Annotated in this window: 18 protein-coding genes; 11 read left to right on the forward strand and 7 right to left on the reverse strand. The window is 46.3% G+C overall.

From position 1 onward, the window contains the following. Positions 1–2 precede the first annotated feature (2 nt). The 3 genes from BUR42_RS03045 to BUR42_RS03055 form a co-directional block, all read right to left on the reverse strand. Complete coding sequence (locus BUR42_RS03045) at positions 3–1,478, reverse strand: RagB/SusD family nutrient uptake outer membrane protein (RefSeq protein WP_074237733.1); 1,476 nt, start codon at positions 1,476–1,478, stop codon at positions 3–5. A 41-nt stretch (positions 1,479–1,519) separates the two neighbouring features. Further along, positions 1,520–4,918: a SusC/RagA family TonB-linked outer membrane protein gene (locus BUR42_RS03050; protein WP_084185334.1), complete on the reverse strand. Its 3,399-nt coding sequence runs from the start codon at positions 4,916–4,918 to the stop codon at positions 1,520–1,522. Positions 4,919–5,291: 373 nt separating this feature from the next. Next, positions 5,292–5,672 (reverse strand): winged helix-turn-helix transcriptional regulator, encoded by a 381-nt coding sequence (locus tag BUR42_RS03055; protein ID WP_074237737.1) that lies wholly within the window; start codon positions 5,670–5,672, stop codon positions 5,292–5,294. An 88-nt stretch (positions 5,673–5,760) separates the two neighbouring features. On the opposite strand from BUR42_RS03055, the gene BUR42_RS03060 reads away from it, so the two are divergent. Further along, entirely contained in the window at positions 5,761–6,513 is a 753-nt protein-coding gene (locus BUR42_RS03060; RefSeq protein WP_074237738.1) for an SDR family NAD(P)-dependent oxidoreductase, read from the forward strand. Here BUR42_RS03060 and BUR42_RS03065 read toward each other — a convergent pair. Beyond that, positions 6,510–7,406: an AraC family transcriptional regulator gene (locus BUR42_RS03065; protein ID WP_074237740.1), complete on the reverse strand. Its 897-nt coding sequence runs from the start codon at positions 7,404–7,406 to the stop codon at positions 6,510–6,512. The genes BUR42_RS03060 and BUR42_RS03065 overlap by 4 nt on opposite strands. Positions 7,407–7,567: 161 nt before the next feature. On the opposite strand from BUR42_RS03065, the gene BUR42_RS03070 reads away from it, so the two are divergent. From BUR42_RS03070 to BUR42_RS03105, 8 genes are all read left to right on the forward strand, one after another. Beyond that, on the forward strand, positions 7,568–8,452 hold the full coding sequence (locus BUR42_RS03070) for a sugar phosphate isomerase/epimerase family protein (RefSeq protein WP_074237742.1): 885 nt from the start codon (positions 7,568–7,570) through the stop codon (positions 8,450–8,452). Between the two features lie 19 nt (positions 8,453–8,471). Further along, complete coding sequence (locus BUR42_RS03075) at positions 8,472–9,638, forward strand: mandelate racemase/muconate lactonizing enzyme family protein (RefSeq protein ID WP_074237743.1); 1,167 nt, start codon at positions 8,472–8,474, stop codon at positions 9,636–9,638. A 10-nt stretch (positions 9,639–9,648) separates the two neighbouring features. Then, positions 9,649–10,140 (forward strand): VOC family protein, encoded by a 492-nt coding sequence (locus BUR42_RS03080; protein ID WP_074237745.1) that lies wholly within the window; start codon positions 9,649–9,651, stop codon positions 10,138–10,140. Beyond that, entirely contained in the window at positions 10,137–11,087 is a 951-nt protein-coding gene (locus BUR42_RS03085) for a 2-hydroxyacid dehydrogenase (RefSeq protein ID WP_074237747.1), read from the forward strand. The genes BUR42_RS03080 and BUR42_RS03085 overlap by 4 nt, the downstream gene beginning before the upstream one ends. Then, the gene (locus BUR42_RS03090; RefSeq protein ID WP_074237749.1) at positions 11,084–11,941 is read left to right on the forward strand and encodes a ThuA domain-containing protein; all 858 of its coding nucleotides are present in this window, start codon (positions 11,084–11,086) and stop codon (positions 11,939–11,941) included. Before BUR42_RS03085 ends, BUR42_RS03090 begins: the two co-directional genes overlap by 4 nt. A gap of 15 nt (positions 11,942–11,956) precedes the next feature. After that, on the forward strand, positions 11,957–15,169 hold the full coding sequence (locus tag BUR42_RS03095; protein ID WP_074237750.1) for a PVC-type heme-binding CxxCH protein: 3,213 nt from the start codon (positions 11,957–11,959) through the stop codon (positions 15,167–15,169). Positions 15,170–15,567: 398 nt separating this feature from the next. Then, entirely contained in the window at positions 15,568–18,654 is a 3,087-nt protein-coding gene (locus tag BUR42_RS03100) for a SusC/RagA family TonB-linked outer membrane protein (RefSeq protein WP_074237752.1), read from the forward strand. 28 nt (positions 18,655–18,682) lie between these two features. Next, a complete protein-coding gene (locus BUR42_RS03105) occupies positions 18,683–20,188 on the forward strand; it encodes a RagB/SusD family nutrient uptake outer membrane protein (protein WP_074237753.1) in 1,506 nt (501 codons plus the stop codon). A gap of 96 nt (positions 20,189–20,284) precedes the next feature. Here the strand turns inward: BUR42_RS03105 and BUR42_RS03110 are convergent, their stop codons facing one another. Further along, positions 20,285–21,997 carry an arylsulfatase gene (locus BUR42_RS03110; protein ID WP_234979600.1) on the reverse strand — a complete coding sequence of 571 codons (1,713 nt, stop codon included), beginning with the start codon at positions 21,995–21,997 and terminating at the stop codon, positions 20,285–20,287. Between the two features lie 341 nt (positions 21,998–22,338). Between BUR42_RS03110 and BUR42_RS03115 the strand changes: the two genes are divergently transcribed. Further along, positions 22,339–22,572, forward strand: coding sequence for a hypothetical protein (locus BUR42_RS03115; RefSeq protein ID WP_074237755.1), 234 nt, complete (start codon positions 22,339–22,341; stop codon positions 22,570–22,572). Positions 22,573–22,899: 327 nt separating this feature from the next. Here BUR42_RS03115 and BUR42_RS03120 read toward each other — a convergent pair whose 3' ends face one another. Then, positions 22,900–23,400: a DUF6624 domain-containing protein gene (locus BUR42_RS03120; protein WP_317044475.1), complete on the reverse strand. Its 501-nt coding sequence runs from the start codon at positions 23,398–23,400 to the stop codon at positions 22,900–22,902. A gap of 15 nt (positions 23,401–23,415) precedes the next feature. Further along, the gene (locus BUR42_RS03125; protein ID WP_143197316.1) at positions 23,416–23,847 is read right to left on the reverse strand and encodes a hypothetical protein; all 432 of its coding nucleotides are present in this window, start codon (positions 23,845–23,847) and stop codon (positions 23,416–23,418) included. A 71-nt stretch (positions 23,848–23,918) separates the two neighbouring features. Between BUR42_RS03125 and BUR42_RS03130 the strand changes: the two genes are divergently transcribed. Continuing rightward, the gene (locus BUR42_RS03130; protein ID WP_074237760.1) at positions 23,919–24,767 is read left to right on the forward strand and encodes a hypothetical protein; all 849 of its coding nucleotides are present in this window, start codon (positions 23,919–23,921) and stop codon (positions 24,765–24,767) included. Positions 24,768–24,924 lie beyond the last annotated feature (157 nt).

Consider the following 24,924-nt stretch of genomic DNA (forward strand, 5'->3'; position numbering starts at 1 on the left):
GATTAGTTAAGGCCCGGGTTACGTGTTATTTCTTCTGTTGGCAGTTGAATAACATAATCTTCGGGTTTGGTGCCATCGATCTTGTAGGTGCCGGAGCGGCCTACGTGTTCAACAGGCAATGAATGTCTTCTCATATCGAACCACCGCATTCCTTCACTGGAAAACCTGATCCTCTTTAATAATAGCAGATTGGCTATAGCCGTTGCCCTGGTAGTAAGTCCATTCAATTGGGTTACTTTGGTATTGGCGGTATTGGTAGAGAAGTTCTGATTCCTGATCAATACGGTCAGATCAGCTTTAGCGTTGTCGTTGATGCCATTATTTTTCTCGATCTCTGCTTCTGCTCTGTTAAATAACACTTCATCAACAGTGAGTAAGGGCATGTTCCCGTTCCGGGTGTCAGTAGGCTGGAAGACCATTAATTTCTGCGGTACAAAATCACTGAACAATGCACTGGTTTGGATGATGTAATCATTGGCATCGTCCGCTCCGTTCTGCTGCATTACCTGCCTGGCAGGGTAAGGGTACAGACCATGCCAGAAATAAGCCATCAGTTGATAGGTGTTATTACCCATCATAATGTAGGCCGCATTGGCAGGGTTGAAATAAGCGTTGGAGTACTGCGCATAGTCCCTGATGGTTTTTCTCAGCTGGCCTACATTCAGTGGTACATTACGTCTTAGCAGCAACTGTGTGGAGTATTGAATGCATTTATCCCAATCCTTTTTGTTCAGGTACACGCGGGACAATAAAGCCAGGATGGCTTCCTTGCTGAATGTAAACTGCGGATTGCTGGATTCTGATTCATTTACGAGGTTAAGGGCAGCCAACAGGTCTGTTTCCACTGATGCATAGATAGTCTGTACACTTGCTTGTTTATAAGGCACTACAGGTGCGCCATCATAACTTTCCACGAATGGTATGCCTACATCATTTGCAGCAGTGGCCGGATTATATTGTTTGGCAAACAGGTTCACCAGCATATAATTGCAGTATGCCCTGATGGCCATTGCTTTCCCTGTGATCGCCGCTATGCTCCTGGCTTCGGCATCATTTGAGGGCCTGTATTCTTTCGCCTTTTTGATAATAAGCAGGGAGTTGATGATACAATTGTAATACCTCCTGAAAGCGGTAACGGGGTTAAACCCGCTGCTTAAAAAGCGGTTCGCGGAGAGGGATTGCCGGGTAATTGCCAGTTCAAATATGGGCAGCAGTTGTTCTACCGCCTGTTCCACATTATGCCCTGCCAGGTCCCTGAAGATATAATCGTCGGACATGATATCCGTAAAATGATGATCAGAAAATGGCTGTAATTGATTCAGCGTTTTTTCCATATCCGGGATGGTGGTGATCAACGTTCTGTTGTCCACGGGTTCTTCCAGGAATTTGGAACAGGAGCTGATGGCCAGTACTGCTGCGAACACGCCCGCCAGTATAAACCGGGAAGATCGGACGCGATATATGTTTTTGTTTTTCATGCTGTTCTTTTTAAAGGATGACCTTAAACTTTCATACCCTCTTAGAAGGTGGCGGAAAGGTTAAATGTGAACGATTTTACCGGCGGCATATTCAACCCTGTGAGCAGTGTTTCCGGGTCCATACCATTAAACCTTTTGGAAGCGAATACGGCGAGGTTAGAAGCTTCAAATCCCAGGGTGAAGTTCTGCATCCTCCACTGCCTGGCCAGCTGGCCAAAGTTATATTGCAGGGTGATATTACGGAGACGCAGGTAAGAAGCATCAACGGTGCGGATGTCTGACCTGTTGTATACGCCAAATACCGATGCATCAAAGAAACCGGAATTGATGTAGTCGTTGATATCGTCCCTCAGCAGCAGCCGTGGAATGGCTGTATACTGTTCATCACCTTTCGCGCGCCATCTGTAGGCGAAATCACCCGGAGCATTCAGATCATCCCGGTAGAGACTGGATAAGGAGCCTCCCCTGTAATAATCAGCTTTACGTACCACATGCCCTGCATTGAATACAAAGGACACGCCGAGCATAAAGTCTTTATAGATAAAATTAGAAGTAAAACCACCGGAATAAATGGGGTCCCTGCTGCCCTGGTAACTTACATCCACCAGGTTGCGGTTGCTTTCTGCAAAGCCCAGCACAGTTTTACCTGTACCATCTTTATAGGTGGCAAGGCCATTCTCATTCAATCCGGCAAAGCGGAAGGAGTAAAGGCCCGTTAAAGGCTTGCCCTGCAAGGGGAAACCCTCCGATCCCGTGGCATCGAATACAGAAGGGTTATTACCCTGGTAGTCGGACACTACCTCGTTCCTGTTATATCCCAGGTTCACCATACCAGACCACCTGAAGTCGCCCACAATTGTAATGGGTCTTATATTAACGGAGGCCTCAATCCCTTCATTCTTCATATCGGCCCAGTTAAACAGTTTAGTGACGTAACCGGAAGAAGATTGTACGGGTTTATTACCTACCAGGTCAAAATTCTTCCTGGAGTAGTAGTTAAAGGTAATGTCCACTGCATTGGCGAGTGTGAAATCGATACCGGTACTGAACATATATTCCTTCTCAAATTCCAGGTCTGAGTTCTCTGCTTCAACAATGTTCACCCCGGTGGTATTATAGTCCGGGTAAGGTCTTACAATATTGAGATAATAAGCTACGAGGTCGGGGCCGCGGTAACCGGCATTTCCTCTAAGCCCATAGGAGACCCTTAACTTTCCGTTAGTGATCACTTTATCCAGGCTCTCCATAAATCCTTCTTCCGTAAAGTTCCATGCACCGCCTAAAGCCCAGGTAGGTAAGAACCTGTTACGGGTGGCCCTGCCTGATACGTTTGTTGCGTCGTTCCTTAAAGAGGCATCTAATATATATCTGCCTTTGTAATTATAGGAGAGGCTGGAATAGTAGGATACCGCATTCCGGGTGGCGTCGTTCACATACGAAGCAGTCCCCTGCAGCAGGTTCCTGCCATTGTAATTCCTTCTTTCATCGTCCGGCAGGTTAGTGCTCAGGAGCAATCTTTCATAGGCTAAGGGAGAAGAAGCAAACGTTTTGCTGTCGCCCCGGTAACCATAATTCCTTGAGAAATTGGCGCTTTGTTTATTTTGCGTTACTTCCATACCTGCCATCAAAGACAGTTTGTGATCGTTCTTTTCAAGAGCGATCCATTCCAGTTGTCCACGCAGCGTATAGTATTTGGCGCTGATGGTTTCCTTGTCCAGGATACCTCCCTCTGGCAGAACTGTCTGTGGCAGTTCATAAGAAGGGGCGCCTGGTCTTCTATACAGGCGGGGGTTATTTTCCAGGATCCTGAAATCGTCTGCCCTGAATTGATTGGCAAAATTGGAATGTTCGGTCTGGATCTCGTCTATGGTGGAGTTCGAGAACCGGGTATTGAAGAGGGTGGTAACTTTCAGCCGGTCTGAAAACTTGTAGTCCAGGTTCAGTTGTGCAGAGAAATCGGTACTGCCCAGTGAAACGTAGTTGTTATCTATCTCTTGCAGGATATTAAAATCCGCATATCCTTTTTTGTAATATTCATATTTGCCATCTGGCGCATAAGGTTTGGAAGCACGGCTGGCATCCCTCGCATAGGCGAATGGATTTACCTGAACGCCAGGTTGCCTTTGTTCCCTTCTTGCATATTTCAGCATGATCTCTGCTCCAAATTTGTTCGTTATCTGGAAGTTGTTCACCAGGTTGGCGGTATATCTCTTGGCATTTTCACCCCTTGTTTTACCGGGATCGTCATAATAGCTGAAAGACAGGCGGGTGGCACTTTTTTCTCCTCCCTGGCTAAGACTGATGGAGTGCTGCTGCATAACAGAATTCTTATACAGTTCATCAAACCAGTCCGTATTCTGTGTTTTCAGATCACGTATCATTTCCCGGTATTCCTGTTCTGTGATAAGCCGCCTGTTGTACAGGTCTGTTGCTTTGGAAAGCGGTCCTGAGGTGGCAGCAGAGAAATTCTGCAGGATGCTTTCATAGATGGTAGCCAGTTCCTGGTTAAGCTCTATCTGGTCCTTTGAGTTCAGTACGTCAAAATCACGGATGGAAGGTTTGAGGCTTAAGGTGGAATTGAAAGAATAGTTCACCCTTAATGCAGAGTTCTTCCTGGCACGTTTGGTACTGATCACGATCACACCATTTACGGCGCGGGTACCATACATCGCCGTGGCGGTAGCATCTTTTAATACGGTGATCTCCTCAATATCTTCCGGGTTTACGTTGGAGAGGGCGCTGGCCAGCAGGTTCCGGGCATTACCGGCATACAGTTCAGAAGGAACAATGTTAAGTGGTGCTTCCAGGGGAACTCCATCCAGTACCCACAGTGGCTCATTGATACCACTGATGGAGGCGCTACCCCGTACCCTTATTTTAGGAGCGGTGCCAAATACGGAAGAGGTAGTTTGAATAGCAACACCAGCCACCTGGCCCTGCAGCATTTTATCCAGCGTTCCCAGGCTGGGTACTTTAACGTCAGCAGCTTTTACAGTAGTGGCGGCACCCGCATAGTCAATCTTTCTCAGGGTCTGATACCCGGTGATCACTACTTCTTCCATGTTCCTTTGTGGCGCCAGCGTGATCCGGATATTGGTATCACCGGCGCCCACTTTATATTCCCGGGTTTCATATCCGATCATGGATATCACCAGTATAGCATCAGGAGGGAGGTTGGTTATCACGAACACGCCATTCGCATCTGTAACGGCACCCTGCTGGGTGCCTTTTATCTTAATACTGGCACCGATCAGGATTTCTCCTTTCTGATCCCTGACCGTGCCCCGCAGATCAATTACAGCCTTGGCAGTCTTCGTATAACCACTATTGCCATGCTCAGGCGTAACAGCAGTTACACGCGCTAAAACGCTTCCGCTAAATAATAGTTGTACAACCACTATGCAGCAGAGGCAGGAAAATTGAGAGTAAGATTTTCTCATGTTACAGATTTATTTTTTTCTTGATAGGATGATACTTCAGTTCTTACAGAACCGTTCTGGACAATTTATGCTGCGGACTGAATTTGGTTGACACATTGCAGTGCAGAGCAGGATTCCGGGATAATACAATCATAATATTGAATATACTTTGGTCTAACAATCATACTAATGAGCAGCTATCGACTTCACAATGTAGGGACCGCCTCTCATGGTTTATTATCTGTAAACAACACCGCGGGGTGATTTTGGTTTATTCTTTTACTGTCCATTTCCCCGGGTTAAAGAGGAAAAAGCTATCGGTAAACAAATTAATAAAAATTTGTTAAATAAGGATGTATAATTATAACAATCTTCAAGTCTGTCAGGGGTTTTGCTAAAGTTTTCTTGTAGGAGTGGAGTGCCTGGTTTTCTCCCGGTGTTTGCTCCCCCACATACTTAATTGTTTAAAGATAGGCCCGATCTCTGTAGCCATCTCCGTGAGTTCGTATTCTACTCTTGGAGGAACTTCTGCATACACCGTCCGCTTCACCATGCCGTCTTCTTCCAGCGCCCGAAGCTGTAAAGTGAGCATGCGTTCTGTAATCAGCGGGAACTCTTTCTTCAATTCACTGAACCGTAATTTCCTGCCTGCCAGTTTATCCAGTATCAATATTTTCCATCTGCCTCCAATCTTATTCACAGCATAGGTCAGATCACATTCAATGATCCATCTTTCGTTATTGCTATACGTTGAATCTTTCTTCCTGGTTGCCATTACTTACAAGTTTGTATGTACCATACAATTGATGGTATAGGCCATAAAATTAGCAGCTACCCGCTACTTTTACAAAGAAATTATATGTATGGATCTGTATCTGAAAGGTAAAACAGCAGTAGTAACAGGCGCCAGCCAGGGAATTGGCCGGGCTATCACAAAAGAGCTGGCGCTGGAAGGCGTGAAAGTATTTGCCACTGCAAGGAACGAAGAACTGCTGAGCAGTCTCAAAGAAGAAGTAACAGCTGCGGGTGGCGTAACGCCCCTTACATTCGCCCAGGACTTCACAGCGGCGGATGGACCGCAAAAGATCGCAGCAGCTGCGCTCGCCAGTCTTGGGCAGGTGGATATCCTCATTAACAACGCCGGCCGCAGTGCTCCTATGGATGTTACTGGTTCCGAAGAAATATGGGAGGGAGCCATGACGCTTGATTTTGACCGGCCCCGGCAGTTGACGCAACAACTGCTGCCTCATTTCATAACCCGTAAGCAGGGAGTTATCCTCAACCTTGCCAGTACTTATGAACTACGTACGGTCAACGGTTCATCTGTTGCCAAAGCAGCCGTGGTAATGTGGTCAAAGCAACTCGCGGCTCAACTTGGTCAATATGGTATCAGGGTCAATTGCCTGCAACCGGGCCTGATAGATACCAACAACATCCGCCGTTTCTTCCCGGGTGAGGAGCGGAAGAATTTTGCAACACAGGAGATCCCGCTGGGTGATTTTGGAGAACCGCAGGACATGGCTAACATGGCCACTTTCCTGGTTTCACCCCGTGCACGGTATATCACAGGCACAGTGGCTGTTGTGGATGGTGGTATGCGGCATTATGCATTTTAATCGGCAGTCCGTAAAAAAGGCTTGCCCGCATTACTTTCAATAAACACCTTACGATATTCCCTGGGCGTTAATCCCTGGTGAACTTTGAATTGCCTGTTGAAATAGGAAACATTGTCGAACCCGCAGGCATAACAGATGTCTGTAATATTGTTCTCTTTCCCCATTAACAACCGCGTTGCGTGGCTGATCCTGATCTCATTTACAAACTGTGAGAATGTTTTATGCGTGTTCCTTTTGAAATAACGGCAGAACGCGGCTTCGCTCATACAGGCCAGCGAGGCCGCCGTTTTTATATCCACTTCGTGATGATAATTCTCAAATACGTAGTTAAAAATAGATGCCAGTTTTTTAGAGTCGCTCTCCTTGTAATGGATCTTTCTCACATCATCCGTTATTAATAAAGCGCCGTCCTTCCTTCGCTGACACAGCTCTTCCAGGATCTGCAGCAACAGGATCAGGTTCTTCATCTGCTGGTTGGGCTGGAACTGGAAGAACAATGGGCTGAGGGAAGGGGAGGTGTTCCTGAATTTCAGGCCGTATACGGATTCCTGCAACAACTCCTTCACCTTTCTCAATTCCAGGGTCTCAAAAAAATCCTTTCCCATAAAATCTGCTGTGAATTGCACTACTGTAGCCTGGGCTACGTCATCGGCGCTGGTGGACATATCGCTGGACCAGCAATGCACCAGCCCAGGGCCGAACATAAAGATCTCCCCTTCATGATAATTCATCACCTTGTTGCCTACATAAACCTGGCCGGCGCTTTTTACGATCAGGATCACCTCATACCCATGATGAAAATGGAAAGTATTGGTAAAACGGGGCTGACAGTATTCTTTGATGGTAAAACTGGCATCTTCAGGTGTGGATATATGTCTGTAAGAAACCTTCATTACATATTATTTTTGGTACAATACTTGTTGCCGGGGGGCTAAAAAGCTAATTACGGTAAATATAGTATCGAAAATTGGCAAATGAAGTACTTTTATTTGAAAGGAAGTCTGAATAAGTTTGTTATATAATTTTCACGTTTACAAAACCTGCCATCACCGTTATGGAACTTGCAATACACAATTGGATGCGCGCCGAAACAATAGAAACAACAATACGAAGAGTTTCCTCGCTTGGCTACACTAAACTTGAAATTGCCGGAAGTCCCGAACATTACGATACCAAAGAAGTAAGAAAACTACTGAAAGATCATGGCCTGACCTGTTGGGGTTCTGTGACCCTGATGCTGGGAGAGCGTAATCTGCTTGCCAGGAACGAGGCACAGCGTGCCAGCTCCGTGCAGTATGTAAAGGATGTGGTGAAAATGGTCAAAGAGCTGGATGGTCATATGGTTTCTGTGGTGCCGGGTACGGTAGGAAAGATGGTGCCGGATGGAAGACCGGAAGAGGAGTGGAAATGGGCAGTTGAATCCATGAAAGAAATATATGCATATAGTGAAGCGGCAGGTATATTGTTGGGTATAGAACCCATTAACAGGTTCGAAACCTATTTCATCAACCGGGCGGAGCAGGCATTGGCACTTGCCGCTGAGGTTGGCCCGAACTGTGGCGTATGCCTGGATACCTTTCATATGAATATGGAAGAAACAGATATGTTTGAAGCTATCAGGAAAGCGAAAGGGAAACTGGCCGGCTTTCACGTAGCGGATAACAACAGGATGGCGCCGGGAATGGGGCATCTCAACTGGAAGAAGATCATAGATACGCTGGGAGAAGTAAATTATAACAGTGTGCTTTCTGTAGAATTCTGTTCCCCTCTGGATCGTACACCCGCCAATCCCTATCCGGGTTCCATTGATGAAGCACCGGAAAATCTCACGCCCGAACAGGAGAAGTTCCTGATAGACCATGGCAGTTCTTCTGTTACGGAAGAGTTTTATACCATGCTCACCCGGAAATCATATGATACCTTAATAAAGCTTATATAAAGAGGTCAACCGATAATAAATGAAAATAACTAACGTAGAGGCGTTCTGGTTACGCTGCCCCATTCCTAAGGAGAAACAACATACTTCGGATTATGGATTGCTGACTGATTTTGATATGACGCTGGTAGTGATAACAACAGATGAAGGGCTTCAGGGATTTGGAGAGGCGAAAGCTGCAGTGGGGTCATCGGGGGGATGCGCTTCCATTGTTCATTGTATAGAAGCTGATCTGAAACCAATACTGCTGGGCAAATCTGTAAAGAACATCACCAGGCTTTGGGAGGAAATGTACAACGGCACGCGTGACCACTACGCACTCGCAAGAGGGAGGAAGTTCCCCATCCTTGGCAGGCGCGGTCTTACAATGTCTGCCATGAGTGGTATTGATACCGCTTTATGGGACCTGAAAGGAAAAATGCTGAACATTCCTGTAGTTGATCTGCTGGGAGGCGCGTGCAGGGAGAAAATGCCGGCGTATGCAAGTGGTGGCTGGGCTGATGTGAACAACATCGGTACACAATTGAAAAGTTATGTAGATAAAGGATTTCAGGGTGTGAAAATGCGCGTTGGGGTAATGGATGATACCGTTCAGAAAAGTATAGACAGGGTAAAAGCGGCAAGAGCAGCGCTGGGACCGGATATTAAATTGATGACAGATGCGCATGGAACTTTCAGTGTTCCCGAGGCAAAGCAATTTTGCAGAGGGGTGGCAGACTGTGATGTCTACTGGTTTGAAGAGCCAATCAGTCCGGACAACAAAAAAGGAACCGCAGAAGTAAGGGCTTCCACCCACATCCCCATTGCCGCAGGTGAAAGTGAATATACCAGTTTTGACATTCAGGAACTTTTGCAACTAAGGGCAATAGATGTTATACAGCCGGATACGGCTATCATTGGCGGTATTTCAGAAGCCATGCGCGTAGGGCATCTGGCCAGTGTGTACCAGGCGGAGCTGGCACCTCATTGCTGGGGATCTGCTTTTTCTTTCATGGCAGGGCTAACGGTAGCGTTTGCCTCCCCTTCAGCCACGATCATTGAGTTTTCTCTCGGAGGAAACCCCATGATGTACGACCTGGTGAAAGAAAAGATCACGGTTGTAAATGGAGAGATCGCTGTACCTTCTGCCCCCGGATTAGGCGTAACACCAGATTGGGATTTTGTGAAACAGTTTAAGCAGCCTGTTTAAATAATTACTTATGGCAAAAGCACTTAGAATTAACCACGTCACACTCATTGTTGACAACCTGGAAAAAGCAGGTGAATTTTATCAGCAGGAACTGGGCCTGGAACCACTGCCTGCTTTCCGGTTCGATTATCCGGTGATGTTTTTCAAGTTTAACGACCAGGAGCAATTACATATTTCGGAATGGGAAGACCGTACTTCATTCCGTGGACATATCTGTGTACAGGTAGACGATTTCAATAGCATCTTTTTCCGCATGAAAGCACTGAATGTTATTGATGTAAGTCCCTGGGGAAAGGTGAGGAAATTACCTGATGGCGCCATGCAGATGTTTGTACGTGATCCTGCCGGTAACCTGGTTGAAATATCTTCTATACCGGGCGCAGAAGTGGATCCGCGGATCTTCGAAGATGAACTGTATGAAGAAGGCTTGTATATTTCAAACAGGAACGATTTCAGAGGATATAAGTCTGATGATGCTACTTTATACCATAACAAGCCATGAGGAAAAATGTATTGTTACTTGAATCTGTTGCAGACGAAGCATTCGCTGTACTTCAGGAAAATGTGAACGTATTCACAGGATATGATGAAGGCAGTTTAAAGGATGTTTTGAGCAAAGTAGAAGTACATGGTATCATTACAAGAGGGAAAAAAAGGATCGATAAAGCCCTGATGGAAGCATGCCCGCATTTGCAGGTGGCGGCCCGGTGCGGTGTAGGATTGGATAATGTAGATATAGCTGAAGCAACAGCAAGAAAGGTACGGGTGATCAATGCCCCGGGCAGCAATGCCGGCACCATTGCAGAGCATGTTCTCGCCCTGATGTTAATATTAATGCGCGACCTGTATACATCGGTGGAGCACGTTAAACAAAACAACTGGGATTGGCGCAATCAATATGCAGGAGATGAATTGAATGGTAAAACCCTGGGCATCCTGGGAATGGGAAATATAGGAAAGCGGGTGGCCAGGCTTGCTGAGGCATTCGGGATGAATGTAATATACTGGAGCCGGTCGGAGCAGGACCTGCCTTATAAATACCTGCCCATGGATGAGGTATTAAAACAGGCAGATATAATAAGCCTGCATCTCCCTTTGGATAAAGGAACGGATCAGATAATAGGAAAAAAGGAACTGGCTTTGATGAAGCCGCATGCATTTCTGATCAATACGGCAAGAGGCGCATTGATTGACCATGCAGCACTATTGAACGCATTGGATGCACAGGCTCTTGCAGGTTTTGCTGCAGATGTGCTACCCGAAGAACCACCAGTTCAAAACCTTCCGCTTGTGCAGCATGCACGTGCGATCGTTACACCACATTCTGCCAGCCTTACGGCATCCACATACCGGCGGATGTGCCTGCTTACTGTAAATAACGTAGTGGCAGTACTTACTGGCGGAGAGCCGGACCTAAACAGCATATATAATCGAAACTCGTTTGTATGAATACTTTTTGCATCAGTTTATTATTAACACTCAGTACCGGTTTGTTCTGTGCGCAATCTCCGCAAAAAGCAAAAAAGCCCCTGGTTGTTTTTGTTTGTGGAGACCATGAATACAGTGGTGAAGAAACGCTGCCTATTATTGCGGCGGAACTGGAAAAGAATTATGGCATGAGGACAATTGTTCTCAAAGCCTCTCCCGATCATAACAGCGAAGAGAATATCCCGGGCTTGGAAGCATTGAAGGATGCAGACCTTGCCGTGTTCTTCCTGCGCTGGCGAAGACTTCCTCCTGAACAGCTTGCTCATATTGAAGCCTACCTGAAAACCGGGAAACCTGTTATGGGATTCCGTACCACTACGCATGCCTTCAATTTTCCCAAAGGGCATGCCAGCGAAAAATGGAATGCCTTTGGAGAGTTTGCATTAAATGCTCCTCCGGGTTGGGGAGGAAAAGCCAAACATACACACTATGGGCACAATAGCAGCACAGATGTAAGTATTGTTCCCAAAGAAGCAAACAACCCTATTTTAACCGGTGTAGCAAAAGATTTCCACGTTCGCTCCTGGTTGTATCACGTTGTACCGGATTATCCCGTTAAAGGTTCCACCTGGCTGCTTACCGGCAAAGCGGTGAACCCTGAAAGGCCCGCAGTTGAAAACCCTGTGGCCTGGACAGGCACCAATTCTTTCGGCGGAAAAGTTTTTATGACCACACTGGGCCATCCGGAAGATTTCAGAATAGAAGCTTTTCAGCGGCTCGTGATCAATGCCATTCACTATGAGCTGGGCCTGAAAATACCCACGAAATGGAAAGGTAAAATGGACATCCAGGTACCTTACCGCGTTGCTAAATAAACATCCATTGAGATCATGAGACTAATAAAGATCAGCGTTCTATCGCTTATCGCGGTTATCCCTGCGATGATGATACTAAACGCCTTTAAAATTAAAGGGTCTGCTCCTCTCACTATTGCCAAAGGATCGCGCATTGCGCTGATCGGTAATAACCTGGGATCGAGGATGGTCCATTATGATAATTTTGAAACAGAGCTCTATCTCCGTTTTCCAACGTATGATCTGTTTATCCGTAATATGTGCCGTCCGGGAGAAACACCCGGTTTCCGGCCACATGCCAGCAGGAATTCTGCATGGGCTTTTCCCGGCGCGGAAAAATTCCAGGTGGAGCGGGCTAACATGGTGAAAAGAAAAGATGCTGCGGGCTGGGCAGAAATGGAAGATGCCGGGGAAGGTTTTTTTGAAACACCTGACCAATGGCTCACGAGGCTTAAAACAGATGTGATCATTTCCTTTTTCGGCTATAATGAATCCTTTGAAGGAAAAGCCGGGATTGCCAACTATAAAGCAGAACTGGATGCCTTTATTAAATGGACGTTGAAGCAAAAATACAATGGTACCTCCGCACCAAAGCTGGTGATTGTTTCTCCCATTGCTTTTGAAGACCTCTCTGATAAGTATGATCTGCCGAATGGCCGTAAAGAAAACGAAAACCTGGAATTGTACACCAAAGCAATGAAAGAAGTTGCTGCATTGAATAAAGTACTTTTTGTAGATGCATTTACACCATCTCTGCAATGGTATAAAGAAACAGCCACACCATTGACCATCGATGGCTCCCAGCTGAATGAAGAAGGGTATAAAAAATTTGGCTTATTACTGGCAGATCAGATCTTTGGAGAAGGTACAGCTCATACAGAGCAGAACAAAAAACTGGTGCATGATGCAGTGATGGAAAAGAACTGGATGTGGCTGAACGATTATAAAATTCCTAACGGCGTGCATGTATATGGCCGCAGGTACAAACCTTATGGCCCTGATAATTTTCCCGCGGAAATAAAGAAGATCCGTGAAATGACGGTGATCAGGGATACTGCCATCTGGCTCGCCGCTTCAAAAGGTGAAAAGATGGACCTGGTAGCTGCCGATCAGCATACGAGCGTATTGCCGGAGGTTAAAACCAATTATACACCCAGCGGTAAAAATGGCAACCTGGAATATCTGAGTGGGCAGGAAGCGGTGAATAAGCTGAGAGTTCCGCCGGGTTATAAAGTAGAACTATTTGCTTCAGAAACGGAATTCAGTGCCCTCGCCAAACCAGTGCAATTATCTTTCGATAACAAAGGACGGTTATGGGTGGCAACAATGCCCAGCTATCCGCAGTATAGAGTAGGAGACCCAAAACCAAACGATAAGATCATTATCCTGGAAGATACCGATAATGATGGCAAGGCCGATAAACAAACTGTGTTTGCAGACAGCCTGCATTTACCACTTGGCTTTGAGATGGCGGCGGAAGGAGTATATGTATCGCAGGGAACTAACCTGGTACTGTTAAAGGATACGGATGGCGATGGCAAGGCTGATAAAAAGGAGATCCTGCTCAGTGGTTTTGATGATCATGATTCACACCACAGCAATCACGCCTTCACAACAGATGGCTCCGGCGCTATTTACTCAGGAGAAGGCGTATTCCTTCGTACCAATGTAGAAACTTCCTATGGTCCTGTTTATTCTACCAACGGCGGCTTCTACAGGTTTGATCCCATCCGCAGAAAACTGGAACGCACTGCACAACTGGCTATTCCAAATCCCTGGGGCATTACGTTCGACGGTTGGGGGCAGCCTTTCTTTGCAGAAACATCCAGCCCGGATGTACGCTGGATGCTTCCCGGCACCGTATTGCCAAGGTATGGGCAGGCTACACACAAATCCAAACAACTGGTAGAAGAGAAACATTTAGTGCGGCCAACATCTGGCATTGAAATAGTATCCAGCCGGCATTTCCCCGATGATGTGCAGGGAGACCTGCTGATCAATAATACCATTGGTTTCCTCGGAACAAAAGAACATACCATGGAAGATGACGGAACAGGTTATAAAAGCCGTTTTCGCCAGGACCTGCTGGTGAGTGAAGATCCTAACTTCCGCCCGGTAGACCTGGAGTTTGCACCTGATGGTTCTTTATACGTGGTGGATTGGCATAATATCCTTATCGGGCATATGCAGCATAATGCACGGGACCCTTTGCGTGATCACTCGCATGGAAGGATCTACCGTATCACCTATCCTTCCAGGCCATTGGTAAAACCGGCAAAGATAGCAGATGCCAGTATCGAAGAGCTCCTGGATAATCTGAAACTGCCGGAATACAGAACACGTTACAGGACCCGCCGGGAACTGAGAGGCCGGGATGTTTCAGAAGTACTGTCCAAATTAACAACCTGGGTGGCTAAGCTGGATGCCAGTGATCCGCGATATGAACATCATCTGCTCGAAGGACTTTGGGTGAGCTGGGGAATGGATAAAGTAGATCAGAAACTTTTAAAGCAACTGTTGAAAGCAAAGGATTACCATGTAAGGGCAGCCGCAGTAATGGTAGTTCGTTATACAGGGCACCAGGTGCCAGACCAGGCAAATTTACTGATGGAAGCAGCCAGGGATCAAAACAGCCGCGTAAGGCTCATGGCTATTGTAGCGGCTTCCTGGATCGGTAAAGAAAAAGGGCTTCCCATTTTAGCCGAGGCTAATAAATTACCAATGGACGATTGGATGCTGCCTGCATACAAGACCGCCGTAGCACATTTAAATGGGATGAACGTAAGGGAAGCAAGAGAGAAAGAAGAAAAAACAGTGCTGAAAGGTGCAGAACTGGCATTGTTTAACCAGGGAAAAATTATTTACAATAAAGAAGGATACTGTAAAACCTGCCATCAGGCTGATGGAAAAGGACTCACCGCTTCTGGTTTTCCACCCCTTGCCTCCACTAACTGGGTAAAGGGTAGTGATGAAAGACTGATCAAACTGGTGCTGAAAGGACTGATGGGACCTATCACCGTAAATGGTAAAAAGTATCCCGGCCAGGTGCCAATGACACCTTTTGGCGGATTACTGAAGGACAATGAGATAGCAGCAGTATTGACCTATGTCCGTAACTCATTTGGAAATAACGGCCCTGCTGTTTCTCCGGAGAAAGTGAAAAAGGTGAGAAAGGCAATAGAAAGTAAAAAGGATTTCTATTCCGCAGAACAATTACTGAAAGAACATCCCCTGGAAAGGGTACAATGATATTGGAAGGGGGCTAAATGCCCGTGTTCATGATTTCTTCCAATAGTTTGATTGATAAGTAAGAGCTGGCCGTTTTCAGCCGGCTCTCCTTCTTCTTTCATTTCTATTGGACGATGCCATATTTTTAGAATATTAGCATGAGTGTATGTACAACAGCCAAGTAGTTATATGAAAACCATTTGATCACATTCTAGTTAAATCCATGTTATGAAGAAAACCCGGCAATCAGTGAACCAGATCTAATTGAGATCCACCTTAACGTTAATCTATTCGCAGGTACGGGCCCGTACCAATCAGTTTCCTAATCTCTTTTTTTGAAGGCACACATCAGGTGTTTAGCCTCCTGGAATACTCATTTTCTAACCCCGGCGGCGCTTGCTGCTGACAAACCCAGTTATATGCGATCAGAAAAACTACGCAGGATATTGTGTTGCATCATGTGCATCGTCCTGCTTGCACTTCCCGGTTACGTCCGGGCACAATCAAAAACAATTAAAGGTATTGTTACCGATGAAACGGGTGCTCCTGCTATTGGTGTATCCGTGGCTGTTAAACAGGGCAAAACAGGCACTGCAACAGATGCTGAAGGAAAGTTTACATTAAGTGTGCAGCAGGGAACGGTGCTCGTACTTTCCGGCCTGAACTATGAGTCAACAGAAATAACGGTGGATGCCCGTACAGAATATAAGATCACCGTTAAAACCAAATCGTCCAACCTCAGCGATGTAGTGATTGTTGGATATGGTACACGGAAAAAATCAGACCTCACCGGAGCGGTGGGAACTGTAAGGAGTGAAGCACTGATGGAGCGGCCCAGTTCTTCATTAAACCAGGAATTGTCCGGCCGTGTAACGGGAGTAAATGTCTCTTCCAACTCAGGCCGCCCCGGTGGCCGTGCCAACATCCGCATCCGCGGTTACAGTTCCATCAACATCCAGAACGACCCTCTTTATGTAATTGACGGTGTGATCCTCAATGTGGCCGGTTTGCAGAACGGTAGTACGCCAATAGATTATTTGAACCCTAATGATATTGCGTCTATTGAGGTGTTGAAAGATGCTTCGTCTACTGCCATATACGGAGCGCGCGGTGCAAACGGCGTGATATTGGTAACCACCAAACGAGGTTCATCAGGAGGCGGCAAAGTAACCTATGATGCAGACTTTAGCCTGGGAACACTACCCCGCAAGCTGGAGGTGCTGAATGCAAAAGAGTTCCTGCAGGTAGAAGATCTCGCTTATAAAAACGCGCAAAAGTATGATTCCGTAGGATGGACAAACGGGAAGTATACCGATCCCAGAACGAAACGGAACAATCCGCTACTCTTCGACAGCCAGGGCAATCCGCTATATGATACAGATTGGCAGGACGAAGCTATACAGAAAGCTTTTACACAGAATCACCAGATATCATTCACCAATGGTAATGAGAAGGGTAGTTATGGAGCATTCCTCAACTACAGGAATGAAAACGGGCTTATTAAAGGATCATGGCAGAAAAGATATGCTGCCCGCTTTGTGTTTGATACGCAGATCAAAGACTGGCTGAAAGTGGGAGGTACATTGGGATATACAGATCAGAACGAAAAGCAGGTGGACCAGCTGGGAGGCGGAGGTATTGTAACCATGCGCCAGGTACTGGAAGCATTACCTATCATCCCCGTAAAATTCCCTGACGGGTCCTGGGGCGGAAATGATGATTACCCGGGTATGGAAGGTGGCGGTAACCCGGTACAGGTACTGGAAGAGCGGCTTTATTATCTCCGCACGCAAACACTGCTGGGGAATATTTATGCGAACATTCAACTCGCGAATGGCCTGGAATTCAGGACCACGGTAGGCGCCAATGTGATCAACCAGCGGCTTGATTATTACGGAGGCCGTGACCTGAACTATATTTCCCGCGGCCAGAGAGGTGTGGCACAGATCACTAACAACCGCTATAACTCCTGGCAGTTTGAAAATTACCTCACCTATAACAAACAGTTCAACCGTATCCATTCACTGAATGCTTTATTAGGGCTTTCCTGGCAGCATGTGGACCAGTTCAGCAACTTTGCCGTCAGCCAGGGTTTTACGGACGATTATTTTAAGTTCTATAATCTCGGTGCCGGTGCTAATCCACAGGCGCCTAGTTCATCAGGTACTGCTTACGGCCTTAACTCTTATTTCTCGCGGCTTAACTATGGGTTGAAGGATAAATACCTGCTTACGTTCACCGGGCGTATGGATGGTTCTTCTAAGTTCGGTAGCAGCAACCGCTTTGCTTTTTTCCCCTCCGCAGCAATTGCCTGGCGGGTTTCGCAGGAAAACTTCATGAAAGCAGTGCCCGCTATTTCCAACCTGAAGCTGAGGGCCAGCTATGGTGCAACAGGTAACTCTGAAATATCTGCCTACCAGGCGCTGGCAGGCCTGGGCAACTATGATGTGGTGTTCGATGGTGTAAGAAGCCCGGGTATAGGTATCAGCCGCATGTCCAACGATGAATTGAGGTGGGAGAAAACCCTTCAGCTGGATGCCGGTATGGAACTGGGACTTTTCAATAACCGTGTTTCACTGGAATTTGATGTATACAGGAAGAAAACGGTTGACATGCTGCTGGCGGCACCCTTACCTACCACCAGCGGTTATACGAGCATTACCCGCAACATCGGCAGTATGGAGAATAAAGGTGTTGAACTGGCTATCAATACCACTAACATAGAGCGGGAACATTTTTCCTGGAACACGCAGTTTAATATTTCTATCAATAAAAACCGGGTGCTGGCCCTTACCGGCGGCAGCGACATTTACTCAGGTGCAACCGTTATCCGTGTAGGAGAACCGCTTGGTGCTTTCTTTGGCCGTGTAAATCTTGGCACCTGGAGTACACAGGAAAAAGGCCAGGCCGCTGTATATAACGCCCTTCCGGGAGATGTAAAGTACCTTGATCTGAATAATGATAAACAGATCAATGATAACGACCGGGCGATCATCGGAAAAGGTATTCCGGATGGCTTCGGTACTTTTATGAACACCTTCCGGTACAGGAACTGGTCACTTACGCTGGACCTCCAGTATATGTATGGAAACGATGTATTGGACAGGAGCATCCATTCCCTGGAAGACCGGCAGGGTATTGCTAATAGCTACAAAACGGTGTTGAATGCCTGGACGGAAACAAACCAGCATACACCCATTGCACAGGTACGTCCTGTACCGGCCGGTTATGATACTAATAACGACAGCCATAAGGTGACTGATGCCTCCTTTATCCGCGGCCGCAATTTCCTGCTTGCCTATACATTCCCTGCAGCCACCGTTACCAGGATGAAGATGGACCGGCTGAGGGTATATGCATCTGTGCAAAACGTATTTGTGGCCACTAAATACAAAGGATACGATCCGGAGGTATCTAATTCCGGCTCTCCTTTTGACCAGGGATTTGGTTTGTACGATTACCCGAAGCCAAGGGTATTTATGTTGGGCCTGAACGTAACCCTGTAAACCATTTTGTAACCTTAAAGGAAATAACATGAAATCATACATATCAAGATATTACCTGCTGATCTGTGCCGCAGGAACAGTGTTGTTGAGCGGTTGCAGCAAATTCCTGGACGAAAGTGATCCGAGTAACTTCACAATAGACCAGTATTACCGTACGGCTGAACATGCCGCGAGTGGCGTGAACAGTATTTATGCATCCATGCGTGAGCCAACTGGTAGCGGCTTTGGTGGTGGTGCCTGGATGATGACGGAATTTGCTACCGGCCTGGCGGATACAGATCTGGGGCAGGCCGTGAACAGTTACTTTGTGAAAGACCTGATCAATACACCGGATAACGCCTACGGCCGTACGTATTGGGTCAGCTACTACAGGGGCATTGCCAATGCAAACCTCGCTATCGAAAAGATACCTGCCATCAATATGAACGAAGCGGAGAAGAAAAAACTACTGGGGCAGGCCCGGTTCCTTCGTGCCTGGTACTACTTCGGATTGGTTCGTATGTTCGGGCATATCCCGCTTATCCTGAAACCGGTTAGCCTGAATTCTCCGGAACTGAAACCTAACCAGGCACCGGTAGAAGAGGTGTATGCTGCTATTGATGCAGACCTGAAAGAAGCGGAGGCTGCGGGTTTACCATGGAGGGATGCATCCGGCAGAGTAAGCCTCGGTGCCGTGAAATCATTGATGGCACAGGTATATCTCACCATGGCCGGTTATCCCTTGCAGAAAGGCGCAGCGTATTATGACCTGGCTGCAAAAAAAGCAGAGGAAGTAATAGATTCCAAACAGTTCTCGCTATTTCCGGTATATGCTGATCTGCACAATCCTTCGAAGAAGAACATAGGAGAGAACATCTTTATGATGCAGTTCCGTACACAGATCATTCCTTCGTCCTGGCAGGTGGCTATTATTCCCTATAACAAAAATATCTCTGCCTACTCTGATGAAACCGGCGGCATTTATGCCAATATCAATTTTATCAGATCATTTGAGCCGGGAGACCTGCGTGTGAAAGAAAAACAATTCTTCTACACTAACTACACTTCAGAATCCGATCGCACTAAAACAGTGGAGCTGGGAGGTTATTACATCTACAAACATTTTGATGAGGCAGCCCAACTGACCACTGCTAACAGTGATCTCAACTGGCCCGTTATCCGGTATGCGGATGTACTGCTCACTTATGCAGAAGCAGCCAATGAAACTGCCGGCCCGGGAACAAAAGCCTATAGCGCCGTGAAAGAGATCAGGGACCGTGCGCAACTGCCGGAGTTATCAGGCCTCAGTAAAGAACAGTTCCGCGAAGCTGTATGGCGTGAGCGCTGGTTTGAACTGTGTTATGAAAATACCACCTGGTTTGATATGGTGCGGCTCCGTAAGGCATTTAACGTAGGTACCAGGCAGTTTGATGAATACGTAGGGCATAAGTTCTCTTATGGGCCGGTAGTATCTGCCAGAGAACTGCTCTTTCCAATCCCCACACAGGAGATCCTGGATAATTCCAATCTGAAGCAGAATGATGGGTATAAGTGATCTGTTTGTTAATGGCCGGCTTTCTTCCGTAAAGAATGCCGGCCATTTGTATTGGTGGTGGGCGGGCTGGCTTACCAGGAGGGGCGTCATGTTGTCCTATCTTGACCTTACCACCTGGCTTGCCGTTGCCCAATGCCACCACAAACTATCCAGCTCTTTCACCTTTTCAGGATACTTGCCGGAAAGATCATTCATCTCTGTTCTGTCCTCCGCGAGGTTATAGAGATGTGGAAGGCTGTCCCTGCGGGTAGCCACCAGTTTCCAGTTATTTAAGCGTGCATACTTTGCACCAAAATGTTCATTGAAAAGTACCGTATGCCCAACAGATCGTTTATCATTGAATGAAGTGACGAGGCTGATACCTGTTGATGGGGGAACAGGCAGATCATTCCTGGTTGCAGGATAGGTAGCCCCGCTCAGTTCAATGAAAGTGTTCATGAAATCCATCACATGCCCTACATGCGAACTGAATCCCCCTTTGTTAGCAGTGATCCCCTTAGGCCAAAATGCGATCATAGGTGTATGAACACCTCCTTCATATGATTCTTCTTTCCAGTACTGATATGGCGTATTAGCCACCTGTGCCCATCGCGGGCCAATAGATGCAAAGGAGGTTTGTGGGCCCGGCATTACCCGTTTTTGCGTAGGGTACGCAATAGTGCGGCCATCCCTTGTTTTACCGGGGCGGTCAAAGCCCGGCCCGTAAGCAGCACAATTCTCTGCACTGGCACCATTATCAGATAAGAACAGGATCAATGTATTTTCCAGTTGCCCGGTTTGCCTCAACGTACTAATGATGCGGCCGATACCCTGGTCCATTCTATCGATCATAGCGGCATGCACAGCCATGGCTTTGGCATCCCATTCTTTGGTAGGGTTCTCCTGCCAGGAGGGCCCATTTCCGGCCGGAGGTAATTTCGTTTTCGAAGGATCTATCAGCCCCAGTTTGATCATGCGTTGATACCGCGCAGTACGGATCGCATCCCAGCCTGCTTTGTAAGTGTCCTCATATTTGGCAATATCTTCTGGTAATGCCTGCAATGGCCAGTGTGGCGCATTCTCAGCTACATACAGGAAGAAGGGTTGTGAAGAACGGGCATACTCTTTAATGTAAGCTACCGCGGTATCATTGATGGCATCTGTATGATAGTAATTCTCCGGTACGTTTTTGATCGGCTCTGTACCACTTACAAGACTGAATGGATCAAAGAAATCCACAACACCCCAAATGGTGCCGAAGAACTTCTCGAAGCCCCGGTTGGTGGGATATTGCTCAATAGGGGAGAACGGCCCGAAATCGCGCTGATGGTTCAGCCAGTCCATTTGTTCCTGTGGTGTTTTTTGCCGGATGGTATTGGACACATGCCATTTACCGGACATCGCCGTATGGTATCCGCCAGCCTTCAATACCTCTGCAAGCGTAACAGTGTTATCTCCCAGGCGGCCCAGGTAGCCAGGTTCGTTTTCAGCATCCGTCATTCTGCCTATACCAGCCTGGTGGTTATATAAACCGGTAAGGAGGGATGCCCGGGTAGGGCAGCAACGGGAAGTATTGTAAAACTGAGTGTAGCGGAGACCGTTATTGGCCAGGTAATCCAGGTTGGGCGTCTGTATTTCCCCGCCATAACAGGCAAGGTCTGAAAAACCAAGATCGTCTGCCATGATAACAATGATATTAGGGCGCCTGGCAGGAGCAGAATCCCTTAAGGCCAGCAGGAACAGGCCGCAGGAAAGCAGAAGCGCAATAAGTATCAGTTTTTTCTTCATGGTGGACAACATGGAATCACGAAAGAACAAAATCCAACGCAATGGACTTCGTCATTTTGTATCAGATTCTAGCATAATCGTCTCAATTTGGCAAAGATGCCCCCTATGACGCTGCAATCGATAGTGTATCAATGCAATAGTAGTATTTTATCATACACTGATTAATTGTTCCTAACACTGTTTTTTTATTTGATCATTGTTTCTGAAACACTTAATTTCAGAAACAATGAGAACATGAAGAGAGATAACCAACAGACACGCATTTATTAACTATTGAACCGGCCGCGTTAACCTATTATTGTAACACAACGTATGATGAGCATTACCCGTCTATAGCATGCCATGCTACCATGGAAGTATGCTGCGTTATCTTAACCTAATGTATGTCACTGCAGCATTTTGAGCGGATCAGGAGTATTGATCATTTGATCCGCATCAGGGGAACAGGTTCCCCCCGGCAATTCGCACGTAGATTGAAGATCTCAGAAGCATCACTGTACCGCATACTCGCTTTTATGAAAGAAGCCGGTGCGCCCATCCGGTACAGCAAGGAACGGCAATCTTACTATTACAGCGAAGAAGGATCTTTTTTAATCAGTTTTATTCCATCACAATAGTTGCCTCTCAGCACATGAGAGTGTAGTTGATTAATATGCAGCTATAATTCAAATGCGCAATTATTGGATAGGGAATCTAAAGGAGCTGGGCCGTTACCATTCCTGGTAAAGGAAATAATATCCTGGAACTTTAGCACTAGGCGGATCCCCAATAAATAAAAGCGGAGGGAACATTTCTATTTATTGGGACAATTCACTATTAATATATACATGGTTTTAGAGCCTCCCCTCATTCCTGGGTGGGAGGGGTTTTTATAATGACATCATCTATAATAGAAACAGTTAATGGAGCATAAGCCGCTGGATTCTTCCCGGGGCAATCTTCCTCTACTTCGGAGGCGTATAGATAATGTTGAACAGTTTCAGGTATTCTTCCAATGGCATCAATCCAACCGCCGCACGTCTTTTATTTACATTCGCCTCATCTTTGATAGGGCTTACGCTTCTTACTCCTTTCTCATTTGTCATTAGCTGGGAGCCATAGATCTGGTAACCATGCAGTGCCACAGAAACCCTGTCTTCCAGCATGGCCAGTTCATCCGGCCGCGCCTTTTTTTCGCGGACCGCTTTTTGCATGGCAGGCAGGTATTTTTCCTGCACCGCTAAAGGGGAATGTTGTATAACAAGAAAAAGTACGCTGTTTCCTTGTTGGCCTACTTCATCAGCGCCTCTCCAGCCAAATTGGTCGATGAAGCGGGAAACGAAGGCTAAATTACAGGAGTCTACATACTCCATGCGGGCATGGAAATTTGTCATGGTAGCAGCATCTGCTTTTTGTTCCAGCAAAGCAGCGAATTCATGCCTGATGGCCTGGTCCGAATCATGGATGGAATCAAGGGCTTTCTACCATTCATAATTAAAGTTGGGCGCATACTTTTCCTTATTGGCTTTCATGCAATCTATCACAGCAGCAAATGCAGGAGAAGTTCTGATAAAAGAGAATGCTGTGTCAGTATTAAGCTTTCTGGGATCCCATGCACGAGCCTTTATGCAGAAGGTTTGCAAAGTAGCGATCGTTGAGTCCCTATTGCCGGCCAGGGCAAATGCCCTCGCTGAATTGTACCGGTCATCAGGTGTGCCGCTCCAGCCAAACGATAAAAATGCTTTTCGATAGTGTTCGGAGGCCTGGGTATATGCTCCTTTATTAAGGAGGGAATCAGCTGATCTTATATGGCTGTAATATTCCGAAGGTAAGGAACGGCCCTGGCTATACGTGTTAACAGAACCAAGGGATAGGGTGATCAATAACAGGCAGAAGCGGTATAGCGTTTTCATACAGGTAAAATAGATAATAATTCCATAAGGAAAAGACTGCATATAAGGGATTTGCTTATTTTTAACAGTATATGGCAACACCCGATGGAAATAAGTGGCATCTGCAAATGGTACAGTCGAGATACCATGCTTATAACCTCTCTTTTGAGCAGGCAGAAGCGGTTTACCGGTTTGAGCAGGAGAGGGATGCCCATGCGCTCTCATGGAAACACTTCTTTTCCCAATGGGAAGAATGGGATTTTGAAATGGCCACTTTCAGGGAGATCCTGAAAGAAGAACAACTGGCACTTTACCTGAGCAACCATGAAGTGGAAGTGAAGGCCTATGAAAAGGAGCTTATAGAACAGGATAACAGTGAGATGCAGGTAAAGCAACTGACCTATACAGCCAGGATGCTTGCTTATTACAAGGATGAATTAATTCCCGGATTGCAGAAGAAGGAAGAAGTTAGAAGATATGTATCCATCGCTTGCATGGGAGAAAAAAACAAGCTTAACTACCTCCAAGAAGAACTCAAAAAATACCTTCCCGGCGTAAGGAAGGAGATCCTGATCAATCATTTCCGCCAGTATAAAACTTTCAGGCCCAATGAATTAAAGCATGCGCTTTTAAGGCATAGCATCAACGACGTATGGCCGGATTACGAAAAGTTTTATCAAAGCATGGATGCTCCCACCAGGGCCATAGCAGATTTTTTAGAGAGTAAAGTGACCGGGTATTTCAGAGACATCAAAAAACTACTGGAACAAAGCATAAAGGACAGGCAACATTTTGCTGACAGTCTTTATAAAGAGTTTTACAGCAATGAAGGTGGCTGGCATGTGTATAGAGAAACAACCCCGGAAAAGGAACTGAAAACATTCTGCATGAGCATACTCCTGATAAGTACAAGCGTCTTATATACACATCTGAATCTATAACTCCTGTTTTTGTAGAATAGTAGCCATTGCTAATATTTTTTTATCCAAATCGAAAGGTTTCTTTTTTCTTTTTAATAATTGAGTTAGTTTAGTTAAGATTATTATCTTGTGTGTATTGATTTACAGAATTCCAAAGTCCTACAGCTAAATTAAAGTT

The organism is Chitinophaga niabensis, assembly GCF_900129465.1.
GTDB lineage: Bacteria > Bacteroidota > Bacteroidia > Chitinophagales > Chitinophagaceae > Chitinophaga > Chitinophaga niabensis.